General features: G+C 72.6%; 11 protein-coding genes. 1 reads left to right on the top strand and 10 read right to left on the bottom strand.

The genetic code is table 11. From position 1 onward, the window contains the following. Positions 1–4: 4 nt before the first annotated feature. From ACIBZJ_RS29105 to cofD, 10 genes are all read right to left on the bottom strand, one after another. Positions 5–1258 (bottom strand): hypothetical protein, encoded by a 1254-nt coding sequence (locus tag ACIBZJ_RS29105; RefSeq protein WP_395935129.1) that lies wholly within the window; start codon positions 1256–1258, stop codon positions 5–7. Further along, positions 1255–4479, bottom strand: coding sequence for a hypothetical protein (locus ACIBZJ_RS29100; protein ID WP_395935127.1), 3225 nt, complete (start codon positions 4477–4479; stop codon positions 1255–1257). Before ACIBZJ_RS29100 ends, ACIBZJ_RS29105 begins: the two co-directional genes overlap by 4 nt. Continuing rightward, complete coding sequence (locus ACIBZJ_RS29095) at positions 4469–5542, bottom strand: hypothetical protein (RefSeq protein ID WP_395935125.1); 1074 nt, start codon at positions 5540–5542, stop codon at positions 4469–4471. Before ACIBZJ_RS29095 ends, ACIBZJ_RS29100 begins: the two co-directional genes overlap by 11 nt. Then, the gene (locus ACIBZJ_RS29090; protein WP_395935123.1) at positions 5539–7338 is read right to left on the bottom strand and encodes a hypothetical protein; all 1800 of its coding nucleotides are present in this window, start codon (positions 7336–7338) and stop codon (positions 5539–5541) included. The genes ACIBZJ_RS29095 and ACIBZJ_RS29090 overlap by 4 nt, the downstream gene beginning before the upstream one ends. Then, entirely contained in the window at positions 7331–9940 is a 2610-nt protein-coding gene (locus ACIBZJ_RS29085; protein WP_395935121.1) for an AAA family ATPase, read from the bottom strand. Before ACIBZJ_RS29085 ends, ACIBZJ_RS29090 begins: the two co-directional genes overlap by 8 nt. Next, positions 9937–11346 (bottom strand): hypothetical protein, encoded by a 1410-nt coding sequence (locus ACIBZJ_RS29080; RefSeq protein WP_395935119.1) that lies wholly within the window; start codon positions 11344–11346, stop codon positions 9937–9939. Before ACIBZJ_RS29080 ends, ACIBZJ_RS29085 begins: the two co-directional genes overlap by 4 nt. Beyond that, complete coding sequence (locus ACIBZJ_RS29075; RefSeq protein WP_395935117.1) at positions 11343–12008, bottom strand: 4Fe-4S single cluster domain-containing protein; 666 nt, start codon at positions 12006–12008, stop codon at positions 11343–11345. Before ACIBZJ_RS29075 ends, ACIBZJ_RS29080 begins: the two co-directional genes overlap by 4 nt. Beyond that, the gene (locus ACIBZJ_RS29070) at positions 12005–13735 is read right to left on the bottom strand and encodes a DUF4407 domain-containing protein (RefSeq protein WP_395935115.1); all 1731 of its coding nucleotides are present in this window, start codon (positions 13733–13735) and stop codon (positions 12005–12007) included. Before ACIBZJ_RS29070 ends, ACIBZJ_RS29075 begins: the two co-directional genes overlap by 4 nt. Positions 13736–14136: 401 nt before the next feature. Continuing rightward, positions 14137–15522, bottom strand: a complete 1386-nt coding sequence (locus ACIBZJ_RS29065) for a coenzyme F420-0:L-glutamate ligase (RefSeq protein ID WP_395935113.1) — start codon at positions 15520–15522, stop codon at positions 14137–14139. Next, on the bottom strand, positions 15522–16502 hold the full coding sequence (gene cofD / locus ACIBZJ_RS29060) for a 2-phospho-L-lactate transferase (protein WP_395935111.1): 981 nt from the start codon (positions 16500–16502) through the stop codon (positions 15522–15524). Before cofD ends, ACIBZJ_RS29065 begins: the two co-directional genes overlap by 1 nt. A gap of 140 nt (positions 16503–16642) precedes the next feature. Here cofD and ACIBZJ_RS29055 point away from each other — a divergent pair, with 140 nt between their 5' ends. Further along, entirely contained in the window at positions 16643–17866 is a 1224-nt protein-coding gene (locus ACIBZJ_RS29055) for a hypothetical protein (RefSeq protein WP_395935109.1), read from the top strand. Positions 17867–17877: the final 11 nt, after the last annotated feature.

Here is a 17877-nt window from a genome sequence, read left to right as displayed (position 1 = left end):
GTTGTCATGTCGCCTCCTGAAGGAGCAGGACCCGCTCGGTGCCGCCGTCGGCCGGGCGCAGGACGAGTGCTTCGGGCCGGTGCCGGGACATCCGCACCCGCACCCGGTAATCGCCCGGCCGGAGGTCGGTCACCCGGGCGTCCCAGCGGCTGGCCGGCCCGCTGAGCGGCCGGACGTCGAGCTCGACCAGGCCGGGGAAGTCGTCGTCGACGACCACCAGCGGAGTCGCTCCGTCGTCCAGCCACGGCGGACGGTCGGCTGCGAGCAGAGGCAGGTCGGCGGTCAGCGGCCGTCCGCCGCGAATCTGGTTGACCCGGAGCGTGACGTCGTGCCCCTGGCCGACGCTGAAGTTCGTGAGCCACGCGGCGCCGCGGGCCGCGGTGAGCGCGGTGGCGGTGATCGCGGTGGCGCCGAGGACGTCGCCGACGATCGGGAGCGGGCTCAGGGAGCCGATGCGGACGACGTTCGCCGCGCTCCGGCCCTGCAACGCCGTGGTCAACGCCGAGGCGACGGCGTCGCTCGCGTCGAGTACCGCGCCGGCCGGCACCTGGTAGCGGACACCGGCCACGACCGGCGCGTAGGCCCGGGCCGCGCGCCAGTGCCGGACCGCGGTTCTCGCCCGGTCGGATTGCGGGGCCAGGCAGCGCAGGATGGCTTCGCGCAGCTGATCGGGCTCGTGCCCGGAGGGCGGCTGGGCGGCGTCGGCCAGTTGCTGCACGACGTCCGGAAAGGCGGCGCTGCCGATGTCGACGAGCCGGATGGTGTCGCCGTCGGTGTCGCAGAGCCCGACGTCGACGCGCGTCTGGTCGACGTGGCAGACCAGCGCCGAGCCCTGCTCGGACAGGCCCGCCGTGACGCAGCAGGAGTAGGGCGCGAGCGTAGGCGCGCTGTCCAGCAGGCGGGTCAGCCGGTCGGCGGCGAGGCTCAACGTCGGGGTGCCGAACCAGCGGTCCGGCACCGCGATCGTGAGCGTCTCGTCCGGCTCACCGAGCAGCGCGCTCAGGAACCCGGCGCACACGTCCGCGGCGGTGCGCCCACTCGGCGTGACCGGGCGGCTCCAGCGGTCGGGGGAGGAGGCGAGCAGTCCGACGATGTCGCCGACGACCTCGGGGTCGCAGCACGGCAACCGATCGAGCGAGGTCGCCCCGGCCCGAGGGTCGAGCCCGGTCCACGAGACGAGGCCCCGGACGAGGGTGGAGGAGCTTTCGCGGTGCACGGCGGCGTAGTCGCCGCCGAGCACGACCCCGACGCCACTCACTGCGCCACTCCGGCCCGGGGCTCCACGACGTCACTGATCCCCAGCAGGCTGGCCGGCACCGGGGAACCACCACGCTCGGCCGCGTCCACGAGCGCACCGACGACCGGGTGCGTCGCGCCGTTGAGCAGCGCCAGGCTGATCAGCGCGGACGTCGCGTTCGCCCGGTGCGTCTCGACCATCTGACGGACCGCGCGTTCGTCGAACGGGAACTCGTTCGGCCAGATCAGAACGCCGAAACTCGTGAGCTCGGGCGGCAGACCGCCGCGCGCGGCCGAGATCGCGCTGACCCAGGTGCTGACCACGGGCGGGTCAGTGCGGGCGACCTGGAACAACAGTCGCACCGAGAGCGCCGGCCAACGCGCCAGCTCGGCGAGGGACTGCGGGTTCGGGGTGTCGCTCGAGGCCGGGAGGGGGACGAACTCCGTCAGCAGCCACGCGACGCCCTGCAGGATGCGCTCGTCGCGCTGGCCCTTCCGCCCGCTGAGCTTCTCGCACGATCGGCCGAGTGTCTGCAGGAGGGACTCCCGCGAGCCCTGGTAGGCGACGACGTACTCGCGGACGCGCTCGAAGTCGGCCATCGTGCCCTCGCCGAGCAGCGTGTGGATCGTCGAGACCAGGCTGCGGTCACCGTCGAACATGTCCCAGCGGATCCGGTGCCGCGCCTCGCGCAGGTCGTCCGAGACCGCGTCGTCCTGGGGTCGGCCGTCGGCCGAGGGCCAGCTGAGGCCGATCCGCCGCCAGTCCGGGAGCGACCCGGTGTCGTCGGCGTCGTCCAGATCGAGCGCGGTGCCGTCGGCCGCGAGGCAATCCACCAGGCCGTCGGTGCCGCGGTGCATCGCGCGGGTCAGCATCAGCCGCTGGAGGTAGAGCCTGCTGCGAGCGTCGACCAGGAACGGCTGGGCCGACTTCCGCAGGTCGGCCCAGGTCAGCACGGCCCCGTGTTTCGGGGTCTCGGGCGGGTCGGCGAACTGGAGGTGGAACGGGTGGTGCGGCGCCGTGCTCGGGCCGGTCGTCATCCGCAGCGACGCGAGGCACCCCCGTGGCAGCAGCGCTCCGACGGACTCCAGCAACGCGAGTCGCTGCTCCAGATTCGCCGGGGCTCCCACGATCGTCGCCGGGCCGGTCAGCAGTACGGCGGCCACCGCGGCAACGTTGCCGAGCCCCAAGCCGTCGATGTACCCGCCCACGCGTCCCGCGGGCGTGGGGACGACGGCGACCCGGCACGGTCCGCGGCCGGGTGGGACCGCGGCGATCGTGCTGCGCAGCAGGCAGGTCAGCCCGATGCGAGCCACGTCCGGATATCCGACCGCCCAGCGGACCGCGGACGGGCCACCGGCATTCCGCGCGTCGACGACGATCACCCGGCCGTCGGCCCCGGCGAGCACGGCCAGGTCACCGCGGCGGGGCTCGAAGTAGCGGGTGATCGCCGCGTTGAAAACGCCCTTGTGCGGGTCCTGGGACGGCGCCAGCACGTCGGCGACGAACTCGGTCAGTTCCTGGGGTTCTTTCTCCTTGCGCCGGCCCCAATACTGGATTTTCGGGCGTGGGACCTCGATGCCGGCGTACTGGAACTCCGTGGCCCACAACCCCCGGCGATCACCGTCGAACGACTGCTCGTTCTCGCGATACCAGATCTGATAGGCGTGGGTGACCTCGGGCGTGACCCGCCGCAGGGTCGCGGCGGCATGGAGGAGCGTCGCGGCCGGCCAGTCCTGCAGCGTGTGGTGGCGGGTCAGCTGGGTGAGCGAGGCCGGGCTCAGACCGGGCAGTTGTTCGCCCGCTCGCGCGGCGAGTAGCCGGAAGGGGTGCAGTTCGGTGCCGAGCGTCCCGGTCAGCACGCTCCGGAGGCTCTCGAGCAGGGCGGCCACCGAGACCTGCGGCTCGTTCTTCCCCAGCCACACGGCCTGCCGGGTGACGAGGAACAGCGCGGCGTCCGGGTGCGCGTTGAACCACCCGCGCAACGAGTCCGCGTCGGCGGCGCTCAGCGACCAGCCGGTGAGGATCCGCGCGGCGAGATCGGCCCGCTGCGGGTCGGGGAGTCCGTTGGAGCCGGGGGCCAGCAGCGCCGTGATCAGCGGGGGAAGCTCGCCGACGGCGGTCAGCGCGTCGACCAGCGCGACGAAATCGGCCGAGGACGGGGTGCCGGCCGCGGTGATCACGGCGTCGCGGGCGGCCGGGAAGACCGCGGGCACCCAGTGTTTCTCCAGCACCTTCAGGTCGGCGCCGTGCAGGGACGGGAGAAGCGCGGTCAGGATCACGCCGTCGTCGTCCACGGTCGTCGGCAGCTCGGTCAGTACCGCCACCGCCCGCGGAACGTCGAACGAACCGGACGCCGCCCGGCGACGCAACTCGTCGACGACGGGCCGGCGGACGGCGGCGACGATCTCGTCCGGGGTGGCGAAGCTGTAGTGCCCGGTGTCGGCGGCCAGGCGGTCCTGAACCCCGGAGTCGCCGCCGAGCAGCTCCCGGTACGCGGCGAGGTACTGCCGGTACTCGGTGCTGCCCGCCGGCGGAACCGGCTGATCGAGGTCGACGTCGTCGTCCTCGGAGCGGAGGGGCTGGGCGAAGACCAGCCGCAGCGAGTGCGACGAGCGGCGGTCGACCCAGGTGCTCGCGGTCAGGCTCGCCCGGGCCCCGGCCGGGAGCCAGGACGCGACCTGGTCGATGACCGCGATCCGCGCTTCGACGGTGTTCCGCGACGCCGGCAGGAGCACGACCGGCCCGTTGAGCAGTCGCGCGGCCACGCCCCGAGCGGTCGACTCGCTGACGACCGGAGCCGGGCGATCGGGCGCGGCCGGTACCCGCTCCTCGGCCCCGTTCTCGGTCGGCCGCTGGTGCTGCACGGCCCGGTAGAACGAGCCGTACGTGCCGAAGCCGGCCAGGAACACGTCGAGCGGCACGGTGAAGAACCGGGTGTCGACGATGCTGCGGCCGAAGTGGTCCACCGCCGTCGGGTCGGTCGGCCACTCCTGGACCGCGACGCCGACGTACGGCACCTTGGCGATCCGGGCCGCGGTGAACGTCACCCAGGGCAGCGAGTCGACCTGGCCGGTACGCCGGACCGAGGCGGTTCCGGGGGAGAACTGCTGGATGATCTTGTCGAAGTGGCGTTGCGTCAGCGCTCCGGCGCTGCAGGCCAGAACTCCGTAGTCGGCCCGCTGGCCGGCGTGCTTGCCGTACTGCGCCCACTCGACGAGCACACCGCCGGGTTCAGAAGCCATTGGCGGGGCTCTTCCGCTGTGCCTCACGGATCCGGCTCACCAGCCAGACCAGCGGTTCGAGCACGTTGAACGGGCGGATCGAGCCGCGGATCCGGGTCTTGTTGCCTTGCGGAACCGTGTTGAGGTAATCGCCCGGGTCGAAACGGGAGTCCGGTCCGTAGCGGAAGCCGATCGAGGACGTCGCGAAGTACCGGACGTGGCCGGGCAGGAAGAAGTGGCCGACCGCGTCGAGGACGTTCGCCACCCCGCCGTTCGCCGAGTTGTACTTCAGCATCTCCAGGCAGCGCCGGGCGTCCTCCTGGGTCGGCTTGATCGGCGGCCGCTGGCCCTTCAGCGCCTGGATGCCGTCTTGACCGAGCGCCATCTCCAGGACGACCGGGTCGTCGAACTTCGTGACGCAGAACGCGAGGAAGTGCGGCAGCCGGGTGCCGCGGAGCCGGTTCTGGGTCGCGACCAGATACTCGATCTGGGCCAGGAGCCCGCTGAAGTTCTGGAACGCCTGGTCCTCCAGATCGTTGGTGACCGGGTCGAGCAGGTAGAGGATCCCGTCGCAGCCCGCGAGGTGCTCGACGAAATCGGCGAGCGGCGTCGAGCGGCTGGCGGCTTCGGCGCCCGCCTCGGCCGGTTCGAAGTCGAAGTCCAGGTCGTCCACCGGCTGCGGTTCGTCCGGCTGCGGGTTCAGCCAGGCCTGGTTGTTCGCCAGGCCGCCCGGGACGTCGAGCACGTCCAGCGCGAACTGGACGTGGTCGTTGCGCCGGCTGCTCGGCTGCTGGATCCCGATCGGACGCCCACCGGGCTGCCGCTCGCCCTGGAAGATCCAGCGCATCGGGGTGTTGCTCGTCGTGCCCTCGGGGAACGCGCGCTCGCCGGTCAACGTGTCCTGCCACTGGGCGAGCATCGACACCGAGGCCTCGTCCGCGCCGCGGACCGTCCAGGCCACCTTGTCCTTCGACGCCTGGGTGACCGCGGTGCGCATCGAGCCGAGGTACGTGGTCTTGCCGCTACCGCTGGCACCCCACAGGCCGATGCGGACGCCGTGCGCTTCCAGGTAAGGGGAGGTCATGCCGCACCCCCGAGCACCAGGCCGGGGAGCGGTACCCCGGACCGGAGCCGTGGACGTGGCTCCAAGCCGGTCAGCTGGGCCAGGTCCCACGCCGACGTGACCTCGCCGTCGAGGACCCCGTCGGCGCCGAGCCCGTGCCAGGCCTTTTGGGCCCGGCCCGGTGCGTTGCGCTCGAAGGTCACCGGCTCGATCTCCGGCCGGAACCGCACCGCCACGCGGCGCAGTGACTGCATTCGGACGAGACCGTCCATCGTCGTCTCCCAGTTGAACTGGCGTGGGCAGCGCGGGCTCCTGCCGTCGCCCTCCGGTGGATGCGGTGGCCGGCTACCCAGCACCGCGAGAACGTGGGGGATCCCGGTGCGCCAGTCCAGCGCCGGCAGTTCGGCGATCGCGTCCTCGACCGGTGCGACCAGTGGATGGCCGCGTTCGGCCGGGCGGAGCGTCCGCACCCGGGTACGCGCGGCGGCGATCGGTTCGAGCCCGGCCGGGTGCACGACCGGCGGCACCCGCCGCCCGCCGTCCAGCACGTGGTCGTCGTAGCCGATGACCGCCACCCGCAACGCCAGCGGCTGCGGGTGTTCGGCGGCGAGCAGCGCAAGCGTGTTCTCGATCAGGTCCAGCCGCGCCTGGACCTCGGCCGGAGCACCGCCGAGCTCCACCGCGAACACGCAGTCGACCGGCTGGTGGACCTCCGCGTCCTGCACACGCCCGAGCAGCGAGTTCCACTCCAGCGGAACGTCCCGCACCCCGACCGGCGCGAGGAACCGGACCTTGCCCGGCCCCTCCAACGCGATCTGCACGGTCACGCCGTCCCCCGGCAGTGCGACGACGGCGGCCTGCACCGGATACCAGTCCTCCGGCCGGCCTTCCGGACACGCGACCACCGCCAGCGTCACCTCATCGTCGGCGCCGATCCGGGCCACCGGGACGTCCTCGATCGGCTCCCGTCCGGGGACGACGCTGGTTCCCCGTCCGAACAGGACTTTCGGGACCACCGCCACCCGCCCGGTCGACGGATCGAGCGAGGCGATCGCGAGCGCGTAGTCGTGCCTCAGCGGAGCGCGCCGGAGGGCGTCGTCCAGCGCGCCGGCGACCGTCACCGCGGCCGGCGTCCCGAGTCGTTCGGCCAGCGCGTCTACCAGCGCGTCCAGCACCGGCCAGCTGGCGACCCGCCGGACCAGCACCAACGCACCGCTCAGCGATCGTTCGGTCAACTCCGCCGGCAGCCGTCCGGCGGTCAGCTCGGCTCCCGTCGGCGCCGCGCCGTCGCCGTCGCCGATCCCTCCGGCCAGCCGGAGCAGCCGCAGCTCACGGTCGGACGGCAGCGCCGGAACCAGCGCGGTCCACGCCCACGCCACCGCCGGATCGGAGACCGGTGTCCCGATCCGATCGACCCGCACGCGGTGCAGGGTCACCGCCTCGGCCCCGATCTCGACGACGGCCAAGCGGTCGATCTCCCCGGCCACCAACCGGGCCAGATGCGGCGCGAGCATCCCGCCGAGATCCTCGGCCCGGGGCCGGGCACCGCCGCCCGCCACCGGTGCACCCGATCCACGCATCACCCGCCGCATCCGATCGGCCAGCCCGGGCTCGTCCGCGCCGAGCGAGTCGAGCACCCGTACCGCCGCCCGGGCGTCGATGGCGTGCTGGGCCGCCCCCAGCTTCGCCGCGAACGCCTCGCGGGCCGCGTCGGTCAGACCGCCGAGGCGCACCCCGCTGCGCAGCACCCAGCCGCATCCGCCGCACACGTCGGCCGGCTCGATCTCCCGCAGGCACACCGGACAGCACTCAGGCATCGGGCACGTCCTCCGGTCGGAACGTCGTGAGCTGCTGCGGATCGACGTCCTCCGGGAGCTCGAGCGTGCGCTCGGCCAGCCGCTCCTCCATCTCCACCAGCAGCCCGCGCGCGGCCCGGCCGTTGCCGAAGTCTCGCGGACGCGCCTGCTGCCGGCGCGCGAGCACCAGCTCGGCCCGCGTCCGCACCTCGGGCAGCACCTGGTAGGCCGGGCGCGAGGACTCCGCCATCCGGGTCAGGATCAGCCCCAGCTCGTCCGGCGTGTACGAGGGGAAGTCGACCTCGACCGTGAACCGGGACGCGAGCCCCTCGTTCTGCGCCAGGAACTCGCGCATCGGCTCCGGGTATCCGGCGGCGACCACGACCAGCCGCCCCCGCAGCGACTCCATCGCCGGCACCAGGACGTTGATCGCGTCCCGGCCGAAGTCGTTCTCGCCCCGCCCGGCCAGGCTGTAGGCCTCGTCGATGAACAGGACGCCGTCGAGCGCCTTCTCGATCAGCGCGGTCGTCTTGCCCTCGGTCTGTCCGACGTAACCCGCGACCAGCTTGTCGCGGGTCGCCTCGACGACGTGCCCCTTGGCCAGCAGGCCCAGGCTGTGCAGGATCCGGCCGATCGTCGCGGCCACCGTGGTCTTGCCGGTGCCCGGCGGCCCGAGGAACAGCAGGTGCGGCGCGACCGGCGCTTCGCCGCCGAGGCGTTGCCGCAGCCGCAGCCGGTTGGCCAGCCGGCGGATCGTGTCCTTCACCGAGCCGAGCCCCACCATCGCGTCCAACTCGGACAGCACGACGTCGATCGTCGGCACCGACGCGGCCAGGTGCACCCGGTACCGCTCGGGCAGGTCGTCCTCGGTGAGCGGTTCGGCCCGGGCCGCCGCCACCTGCTCCGGCGTCGGACGCCGGGCGTCACCCGGCAGCACCCGGTCGGCCCAGCGGTTCCGCAGCTCCTGGGCGAACTCGCGCATCGTCCGGGCGTTGCCGAAGTCTTTCTGACGGGTCCGGTAGACGCCGTCGATGACCTCGCGGAGCTGGTCGGCGAACGACGGCGCCACGGCCAGCCCGGCCCGTCCCAGCTCGTCGTGCAGGATCGTCAGCAGTTCGGCCGGCTCGTAGTCGGGGAACTCGACGACGTTCGCCAACGGGATCCGGCTGCGCAGCCCCGGATTCGAGTCGAGGAACGTCGACATCTCGTTCGGATAGCCGGCCGCGATCACGACCAGCCGATCGCGGGCGTCTTCCATCCGGGACAGCAGCGCGTTGATCGCTTCCTGCCCGAACCCGTCGCGCTGCTCGCTCAGCCGGTAGGCCTCGTCGATGAACAACACGCCGTCCATCGCCTCGTCCACCAGGCGGTTGGTGTTCGTGGCGGTACCGCCGACGTAGTCGGCGACCAGGTCGCTGACCTCCGGCGCCACCAGCTGACCACGGCGGAGCACGCCGAGATCGCGATAGATCTCCCCGACCAGCCGCGCGACCGTCGTCTTGCCGGTGCCCGGGTTGCCGGTGAAGACGAGGTGACGCGCAGGCGGTTCGGAGCGGTCGGCGTGCCCGGCCTCCCGGAACGCCTGGTCGACCGCGACCCGCCGGATCAGCGACCGGAGGTGCTCCTTCACCGGCGCGAGCCCGACGAGCTCGTCCAGCCGCTCCTGCGCGGTGCGGTCGGGGAGCGCGCTCGCCATCACTCCGCGCCGGCTCAGCACCCGCGCGGTGAGCGGGGTGTCGGTGCGGGCGAGTTCGCGCAGCTCGGCCAGCCATCCGGAGGCCCCCATCTCGCGCTGGGCGGCCGCCGCCGCGATCAGCTTCGGGAGCTCGTTCCAGTCGCCGATCTCCAGCCCGTCGCGCAGCCGGACGAGCGAGATCAGCCGGGCCAGCTCGTCGGCCTCCGGCTCGCCGATCTGCCCGAACGGCGACGTCGACCGCTGGGTGCCGGCGTCCAGGAACTCGGCCAGGTCGCGGTAGTTCCGGCTCTCCCGGACGAGCTCCAGCACCCGCTCGACCTCGCGCTGCGGGAACAGCAGCAGGCAGCGGTTGGCGGTCGGACGGCTCACCCAGCGGCCGAAGTTCTCGGCCAGGGCCCGGGTGTCGCGCACGAAGTCGAGGAACTGATCGGCGCGCGAGATCACCACTGCGGTCCGGACGTCGTCCTGCGTCATCAGGTAGTCGAGGTTCTGGATCAGGAACGCGTCGGTCATCGTCCGCGGTCGGGCCGCGGACGCCGGCGGGGCGCCGGCCGAGCCGGACCGGGCCTCGGCCGCGCCACCCAGGCGATTCCGCTTGCCCTGCGGCCCGCTGAAGAACCGCATGCCCTTGGGCCGCGCCGGGGCCTCAGCCGCCGGGGCCGTCGAGCGCTTCGTCCCGACCTGCCGCGACTCGTCGTCGCGGAAGTACAGCGCATCGCGCGCCGAGCAGTACGCGATCCGTTCGAACCCGGCGGCGCGCAGCGCCTCCCAGAGCGCTTCTTCGATGCCGCGTTCGACGTAGTCGCTGCCGATGAACCGGTCCTCGATGCCCAGCCCGTGCACGACCGCGAACGGACCACGGGTGAGCCGGAGCGCGCCCGTGACGCGTTCGGCCGGGCCCTGATAGCCGACCGCTTCGACGGTCATCCCGCCGAGCCGCTCTGGCCCTGCCTCGCCGACGCCCGCGCCGGAACCCCGGCCGTGCCGCGGCGGAGGTTCTCGATGCCCCGGAAGCGCTCGTCCGGGATCCCGTTGCCCTCCTCGCGGGGCGGCGGCACGTCGAGCCCCTCCTGGCGGAGCGCGCCGGCCAGCTCGTCGGCCCGCACCCGGCGGATCTCGTCCGAGCCCTCCTCGTCGTACGTGAGGATCCGCAGCTGGGAGCTCTCCGGCTGCTCCGGCCGCGGCGACACGTCGATCACGACCTCGCTGCCGTCCGGATGGACGACCTTGGCGTAGAACGCCTCCCGCTGGTCGTCGTGCGCGAACGTGTGCCCGTCGAGCTGGTAGCCGCTGTCGACCAGCACCCCGACGACGGTGTCGGCCACGTTCGTACGCAGCTGCGAGCTGAGCTGCGCCAGCTTCGCCTGCGCGAGGACCGAGTTCAGCCGCTCCACCAGCTCCGGCTGACGTTCTTCCAGCAGGACGCGGAGCTGGTCGGTCGTCAGCGCGGAGGCGTCGGTGGTGGACGCGAGGGCGGTGTGCACCTCGTCGCGCAGCTCCTGCAGCGCACCGTCCGACCAGTAGTCGACGTCGACCTCGGTCTCGTCGTCCTCGGTGCCGGTCGCGTCGATGCCCTTCACCGTGGCGCTGTGGTTGATCGTCGCCTCGAGCGCTCGCAGGTCCTTGCCCGCGGCCAGCCGGACGACGTCCCATTCGTCCTTCGCGTAAATGACCTCCAAGCGCAGGTCGTCCAGCGCGTGCTTGAGCCTCTGCGCGCCGGCCAGCGCCGCCTCGCCCATCCCGGAGTTGTGCGTGTTCTGCACGGTCGCCAGCTCGCGGTCGAGCCGGTCGAGCTGCCCGGGCGCGAACCGCTCGTGCGGGAGGCTCTTGCGGATCAGGTCGCGGATGACCCCCGCGTCGGAGATCCAGGCCGCGGCCGCCTCCTGCGCCCGCACCCGGTCGGACTGCAGGTCGGCCAGGTCCCGCCGCAGCTCGGCGACCTGCTGCTCGCGCTGCCGGCGCTCGGCCGCCAGCGCGCCGCGCAGCGCGCTCTCCTGCCGGGCGAGCGCCGCGGTCGTGTCGGCCCGGATGCTGTCCGACTCCTGCCGGATCTCGCCCATCAGCCGGGCGGACTGCTCGGCCAGCCGTCGGTTGGTCTCGGTCTCGATCCGCTGGTTCTCCGCGCTCAGCGCGGCGATCGAGGCTTCCGCGGCACTCTGCCGCGCGCTCAGGCCCGCAGTGACCTGCTCGGCGTCCCGCCGGGTCTGCTCGCGTACGTCGTTCAGCATCCGTGGTAGGTCTTTGCGGACGTCACTGAGCCGGGCGGCCGCACGCTGGGCATTGCGCCAGGCGTCCTGGTCGACGCTGACGTAACTGGTCTTCTTGCCGCTCATCGGGGGTCTCCACTGTTCGTGACGGCCCGATCGAGGGCGGACGCGACGTTGAGGGCGGACGCGACGCCGGTCCCGGGGACGCCGACCATCTGGACGCCGTCCGGACGGATCCGGACCTCGACCCGCCGCCGTCCGCGCTCGAATTCGTCCGAGCGGTCGCGGTAGCGGTCGGTGAGGTGGTGGACCCGCTGGTTGCTGCTGCCGCGCAGGCCCCGGTCGTCGTTGCGGGCCGCGACGTAACGGCCGTCGATGAGGACGTCGGTGAGCGCGAGCAGGTCGGCGACGCCCGGGTTCGGGGGATCGCGGCGGAGTCGCTCGAGCCGGTAGCCCGTGTAGCAGATCAGCGACAGCTTCTTCGAGTGCGGAACCATCGACCGGGCCGCGCGCATCGTCGCGGCGAGGCCCTCGGCCTGTTCCATCGGCTCGCCGCCGGAGAACGTCAGGCCCTCGAACGACGAGTCGCCCGCGCTGTGCGCGAGCAGGGTCTCGGCCAGCTGCTCGGGGGAGTACGCGTTCGCCGCGGTGAACGGAATCCATTCCGGGGAGACGCAGCCGGGGCAGCTGAACGGGCACCCCTGCACCCAGGCGACCGAGCGGACGCCGGGGCCGAGCGAACGGGTGCGGCGCCAGGTGGCGGCGATGTTGAGGGCCGCGCCGGTCATGAGCGGCGTCCTCGCGACCCGGGCTCGAAGCGTGGCCACGCCCCCGCCCCGTTGATCAGCGGATCGTCGCCGTTGTTCCCGTTGGCCGCGCCGTTCGTCGGCGAGGCGGCCGGCGGGTACTGGGCGGCCGGGTTCTCGGCGGCCGGGTTCTCGGCGGTCGGGTATTGGGCGGTCGGGTATTGGGCGGCTGGGTTCTCGGCGGCCGGGTACGGGGCGTCGGGGTACGGGGCGTCGGGGCCCGGGTACGGGGGTGCTTGGCCCGGCGTGGAGGGGAAGGCGGCCGGCGGGCTCGGCGGAGCGGCCGGCGTGGCCTGCGGGTAAGGGGCGTTCGGGTAGCGGGGCGGCGGGATGTCTGCCGTCGGCCCCTGCACCGGCGCGCCACCCTGCGGCGCGAGGCCGCCCCCGAAGCGCTCGCCGACCGACCGGAGATACGCGTCCGGATCGGAGATCGCCCGCGCCCGGCGCCGCTCCTGGGACTCCCGCAGCGCGGTCAGATACACGTCCCGATCGGCCGCGATCGTCTCGTCGACCAGGCCCGGGATGACCTCGTCCCGTTTGTCGCGCCAGAGCGTCGCGGAGACGTACGGATCCCGGTTGAGCATCAGCTGCGTAGCCCGCCGCTCCCGCGAGAGCTGCTTCTCGATAGCGATCTGATCGTTCTCGTTGGCCTCGACCGCCTGCTCGTACACGGTCGGTTTCCCGAGCGAGAGCAGGAACTTCACCAACACCGGCAGACACTCGAACGTAGTGAGGAACAAGAACAGCAGCAGGTGCGCCCAGAGCAACGTGGGCCGGTCATCCGTGACCCGGTTCAACGCCTCGATCCGGATCAACAGCCCGGTGTTGTCCTTCGTCCGCGCCTGGTGTTCGGTCCGGCTGTCCGCTTGCTGCTTCTCCAGATCGGCGATGCCTTTCTCGACCTCGGTGAGGCGATCCTGCTTGGCCCCGAGGTCCTTCGATTGGGCACCCTGGAGGGACGTCCGCGCAGTATCGAGGGCGGCGTTGTAGTCGTCCTTGGCCTGGACCAGGGCTTTCCGCGCCGAGTCGCGCTGGGCCTGCAGCAGGGGCAGGGCCTGTGACTTGCTGACCGCTCCGCATTCGTCGTCGAGGTAGCACCGGTCATACGCGGCGTTGTTCTGGTTGTAGGTCTTCTGCTTGCTGTCGCGGTCGGCTTTCGTCCGCTTGACCTCGGCGTCGGAATTGACGTCGACGTTTCCCGACTGGAGGGTCTTGATCTGGCCGTTGAGGGTGGTCTGCTCTTTTCGGAGCGCCTGGAGTTGCTTGCCGTCCGGATCCGTGCGGAGCGACCGGTTGTAGGCGGAGTCGTCTTCGCTGTGCATCTTGACGATCTCCGAGTTGATCTCGGGTTCGAAGATGCGGAGGACCAGCGGCGTCGAGATGATGATTCCGATCAGGACGGCCAGGACGATCCGGGGCGCGGCGGCGCCCAGGTTCTGGTACCAGCGCTCCTGGCGCTTGACCGACGAGATCATCCACCGGTCGATGCTCATGATCGCGAGCGCCCAGAAGGCCCCCATCACGGCCGCGACCACCGGATTGACCCGTAACGCCATCGCCAGCGCGAACGCGCACGACAGCCCGCCGATGCACGCGGTGATCAGCACCGCCGCACCCAGCCCCACGTACTTCGGCCGGTCGGTCCGGCACCGCGCGAGGATCTCCGGATCGGCCGCGGACAGCCAAATCAACGGATTCCGATTCTTCATCGCCGCCCACCCACGGTAATGCGCCCAGGGCGCAGCCCACCACCGCGCACTGTTCCCCCCTGCATGACAGCCCCCAGCTGCTCACTACACATGAAACGCCGAACCCGGACACGGTGCGACATCCGAACGGGGGTCACCGTCCACATGCACCAGTAATCCGGGATGGCGATGATTCGAATGTACGCGCCGGGACAAAACTTTTTCCGGGGTGAACGCCGAGTGAACCACTCGGCGGTGAGGACCCGCCGTACGGCGGTCGTCCGATGCCCGTGGGGTTACCGCGCACCGACCGTTCGGATACGTGGAGGCGCTCTGTTCCAGGCAATTATCGGTCAGCCTGGAAAGTCATTCGGAATGCCGAGCTGTCCTGTTCGTACATGCAACTACCAATGGGGAAATTATCAACGAGTGAGCAGGAAGTTGCTCGCGTCCCGAGGCGGACGGGGTCGCGGCTCCTCGGCGGCGTACCCGACCGCCACCGACCCCATCGGGTGCCAGTCGTCGGGCAGGTCGAGCTCCGCCTTCACCAGGCCGGCGCAGAACATCGTCGACGACACCCAGCACGATCCGATGCCCTCGGTCGCCAGCGCGACCAGGAAGTTCTGCACGCCCGCGCCCATCGCGACCTGGAACATCGCGCGCTCGCTGCCGGCCCGCCGGGCGTCCGGATAGGTGTGGGCACCGTCGAGTGCCAGAACCGGCACCACCAGGGCCGGAGCTTCCCAGAGGAGGTCGCCGCGCCGGAGGCGGCGGCCGATGGCCGCCTCGTCGAACCCGTCGGCGCGCAGGTCGGTGGCCCACGCGTCGCGCATCCCGGCCAGCAGACGCTTGCGGACGCCGTCCGACGCGACGTGGACGAAGCGCCACGGGGTGGTGTGGTGGGGGGCCGGCGCGGTGACCGCGACGGCCACCGCACGGGCGATCGCGGCCGGGTCGACCGGCTCGGACGTGAACGCGCGCACCGAGCGGCGCAGCGTCACCGCCTCGCGGTGGCCCAGTGCCCGGGCCTCGGCCGTGCCCAGCGCGAACATGTCCTCTTCGAGCACGCGTACCAGCGCCGCGGCGCCGGGCCCGTCGTCCCCGCCGACGTCGACCAGCGACGCCACCCCGCGGACCACCGCGACCGGTACCCCGCCGCTCTTGCCCTTGACGAGTTCCGCGGCCCCGGCGATCTGGTCGGAGTCGGCGACGACGGTCATCGCCAGGTCGTTGCCGTGCCCGTCGGTCTGCCCGCGGAGGTCGCGCAGCGGACGCAGACCGGCCGCCCCGATCGCCACGTCCGCGACGCCGACCCGCCAGGGGCGGCCCATCGTGTCGCTGACGATGACGCCGACGTCCACCCCGAGCCGGTCGCGCAGTCCCGCGCGGAGCCGCCTGGCCGAGGCGTCGGAGTCTTCCGGCAGCAGCGCGACGACGTCCTGACCCACGTTCGACGTGTCGACGCCGGCCGAGGCCAGCACCAGGCCCTGCCGGGTCCGGACGATCTGGGTGCGGCCCCGGGTGGCGACCACCGCGGTGGTCTCGGCGGCGATCGCGGCCTCGCGCGTGGCCTCCCGGTCGTCGCCGGCCGGGACCAGCCGTCCCTCCGCCTTGCTGACGATCTTGCTGGTGACCACGACCACGTCGCCGTCCGCCAGCCACGGAGCCGCCGCGGCGAGCAACTCGCCGAGGTCGCTGCCCGCCGTCACCTCGGGCAGCCCGGGAACGGGCAGCACCCGCACGTCGTCCGCCCGTGCCGCCGCACCCCCGGCGGGGGCGGGGGAGGGCTGCGGCCCCACGACGCCCATCAGGCGATCCCGCCGATCGCGGCGGCTTCGGCGACCATCGTCCTGGCCGTCGTCGCGGGATCGGTCATCCAGAGCGGCACCGCGCGCACGTCGGCGCCGAACAGCACGGTGCCGGCGTCGGTCTCGTCGACCAGCCAGCCGTCCAGCAGGCCGCCGTAGGCCCGCGCCCCGTAGTGCGCGCCGACGCCCGAGGCCGACACCTCGACGCCGACGACCGGCAGGCACTTCTCCGCCATGCCGCGCACCGGTGCACCCCCGATGATCGGCGACACCCCGACGACCTTGGCCGACGCCGCCGCCAGCCCGGCCCGGATCCCCGGCACCCCGAGAATCGTGTCGATGCTCACCACCGGATTGCTCGGTGCGAACAGGATGAGGTCGGCCGCGGCCAGCGCCTCCAGCACGCCCGGCGCCGGCTTCGCGTCCTCGATGCCGACCTGGACGAACCGATCGGCCTCCAACCCGGCCCGGTAGCGCACCCACCACTCCTGGAAGTGCACCGCGCGCCGCCGCACGCCTGCGCCCTCCAGTTCCTCGGCCAGGACGACGTGCGTCTCCACCCGGTCGTCGGACATCGGCAGCAGCCGGACGCCGGGCTTCCAGCGGTCGCACAGTGCCTCGGTCACCGCGGAGAGCGGGTAGCCCGCGTCCAGCATCCGCGTCCGGACCAGGTGGGTCGCGATGTCCCGGTCGCCGAGCCCGAACCAGGCCGGCTCCGCGCCGTACTCGGCGAGTTCGTCCTTCACCGCCCAGGTCTCGCCGACCCGGCCCCAGCCGCGTTCCTCGTCGTGACCGCCGCCCAGCGTGTACATGACGCTGTCGAGGTCGGTACAGATCCGCAGGCCGTGCAGGGTGACGTCGTCCGCGGTGTTGACCACCGCGGTGATCTCGTGATCTCCCGGACGACCATCAGCCCAGGCCCGGACGCCTTGCAGGAAACGGGCTCCGCCGATGCCCCCGGCGAGTACGACGATGCGCATGCTCCCATCGTCGCGCACGTCCCGGACCGGATTCGCCCAGGCCCCGGCGTGGCGCCCCCTCGCACGCCGTGCCCGGGATGTGCCAGGCTGACGGGCGCACTAGTGGATAAACGGAGACCACGCCCGACGAAGGAGGGACCGTGTCGTCCACCGAGGCCGAAACGCCTGCCCGGACTCTGTTCCAGCAGCTACGTGGGCCGCTGGCGCTCCTGCTGGTCGGGGTCAACGGTTTCCTGCTGCTCGTCCAGCTGCTCGCGGTCGTGATCCTGGGCGGTGACTTCTCCGATCGGCTGTCCGCTGCGCGCGGCGGTTTCATCGGGATCGTCCCGTTCCTGCTGCCGGTGCTCGCGATCCTCCTGGTCGTGGTCCTGCAGCCCGCGCGTGAGTCGCTCGCGCAGCTGGTGACCACCGCGGCCGTCGCCGAGCTCGGTTTCTCCGCGCTCTTCGGCCTGATCTCGATCCTCGGCGGTTTCGTCGCCGGGTACGGCTGGGAGTCGCGGTTCATCAACTTCCTCGACGGCGTCGGGTGGGAGGTCCTCGTCGCCGGCGGGTTGTTCTACGCGGTGCGCACGATGCTCGTCACCCGCCCGGCGCGTCCGGCCGGGCAGGCCGGCTACGGCCCCGGTGGCTACCCGGGCGGTCCGTACGGTGAGGCCCCGTCCGACGGCACCGGCGGCGACAGCGGAGCGCGCCAGTCGCCTTACGGCCAGCCGGGCTACCCCCAGCCGGGTCAGCCCCAGCCGGGCCAGTACGGCCAGCCCAGCTCCGGCGGCCCGTACGGCGCTCCCGGTCAGCCCGGCGCTCCCGGTCAGCCCGGTGCTTACGGTCAGCCGGTCCAGCCCAGCTCGGGCGTGCCCTACGGCGGCCAGCCCGGTCAGCCGAGCTCGGGCGGCCCCTACGGTGCTCCCGACCAGCCCGGCCAGGCCAACTGGCCGTCGCAGGGCGGCAGCAACTGGGGTCAGCCCGCACAGCCGGGTGCGGTCCAGCCGCACCAGACCACGCAAGGCTGGGCCGCTCAGCCCGCCTGGCCCGGTCAGCCCCAGCCGGGTCAGCCCCAGCCCGGTCAGCCCCAGCCCGGCCAGCCCCAGCCCGGCCAGCCTCAGCCGCAGCCGGGCCAGCCCCAGCAGCCCGGCCAGTGGCCCGGCGCGGCCCCGACGTCCGGCCCGGCCGCGCCGAGCCAGCCCGCCTCCGGTGCCCCGTACGGCGGCTACCAGGCCCCGGGCCAGCCCGGCGGCTACCAGGGGGCTCAGGGCGCCTACCCGACCCCGCCCGGCAACGGCCCGGACGCGCAGGAGACGAACGTCGTGAACGTCAACGACCTGCTCCCGCCCGACCAGGGTCGCCACCGCCACGACGAGAGGTAACCCGCGCCACA

The organism is Cryptosporangium sp. NPDC051539 (genome assembly GCF_044454545.1).
Lineage (GTDB): Bacteria > Actinomycetota > Actinomycetes > Mycobacteriales > Cryptosporangiaceae > Cryptosporangium.
Note: the sequence above shows the minus strand (reverse complement) of the source record. Positions and strands in the feature narration are given on the sequence as shown.

What these genes read in the sequence shown, in the direction of transcription:
- ACIBZJ_RS29100 (WP_395935127.1), bottom strand. Translation starts at nt 4,479, where the DNA reads ATGGCTTCTGAACCCGGCGGTGTGCTCGTCGAGTGGGCGCAGTACGGC.
- ACIBZJ_RS29095 (WP_395935125.1), bottom strand. Translation starts at nt 5,542, where the DNA reads ATGACCTCCCCTTACCTGGAAGCGCACGGCGTCCGCATCGGCCTGTGG.
- ACIBZJ_RS29090 (WP_395935123.1), bottom strand. Translation starts at nt 7,338, where the DNA reads ATGCCTGAGTGCTGTCCGGTGTGCCTGCGGGAGATCGAGCCGGCCGAC.
- ACIBZJ_RS29085 (WP_395935121.1), bottom strand. Translation starts at nt 9,940, where the DNA reads ATGACCGTCGAAGCGGTCGGCTATCAGGGCCCGGCCGAACGCGTCACG.
- ACIBZJ_RS29080 (WP_395935119.1), bottom strand. Translation starts at nt 11,346, where the DNA reads ATGAGCGGCAAGAAGACCAGTTACGTCAGCGTCGACCAGGACGCCTGG.
- ACIBZJ_RS29075 (WP_395935117.1), bottom strand. Translation starts at nt 12,008, where the DNA reads ATGACCGGCGCGGCCCTCAACATCGCCGCCACCTGGCGCCGCACCCGT.
- ACIBZJ_RS29070 (WP_395935115.1), bottom strand. Translation starts at nt 13,735, where the DNA reads ATGAAGAATCGGAATCCGTTGATTTGGCTGTCCGCGGCCGATCCGGAG.
- ACIBZJ_RS29065 (WP_395935113.1), bottom strand. Translation starts at nt 15,522, where the DNA reads ATGGGCGTCGTGGGGCCGCAGCCCTCCCCCGCCCCCGCCGGGGGTGCG.
- cofD (WP_395935111.1), bottom strand. Translation starts at nt 16,502, where the DNA reads ATGCGCATCGTCGTACTCGCCGGGGGCATCGGCGGAGCCCGTTTCCTG.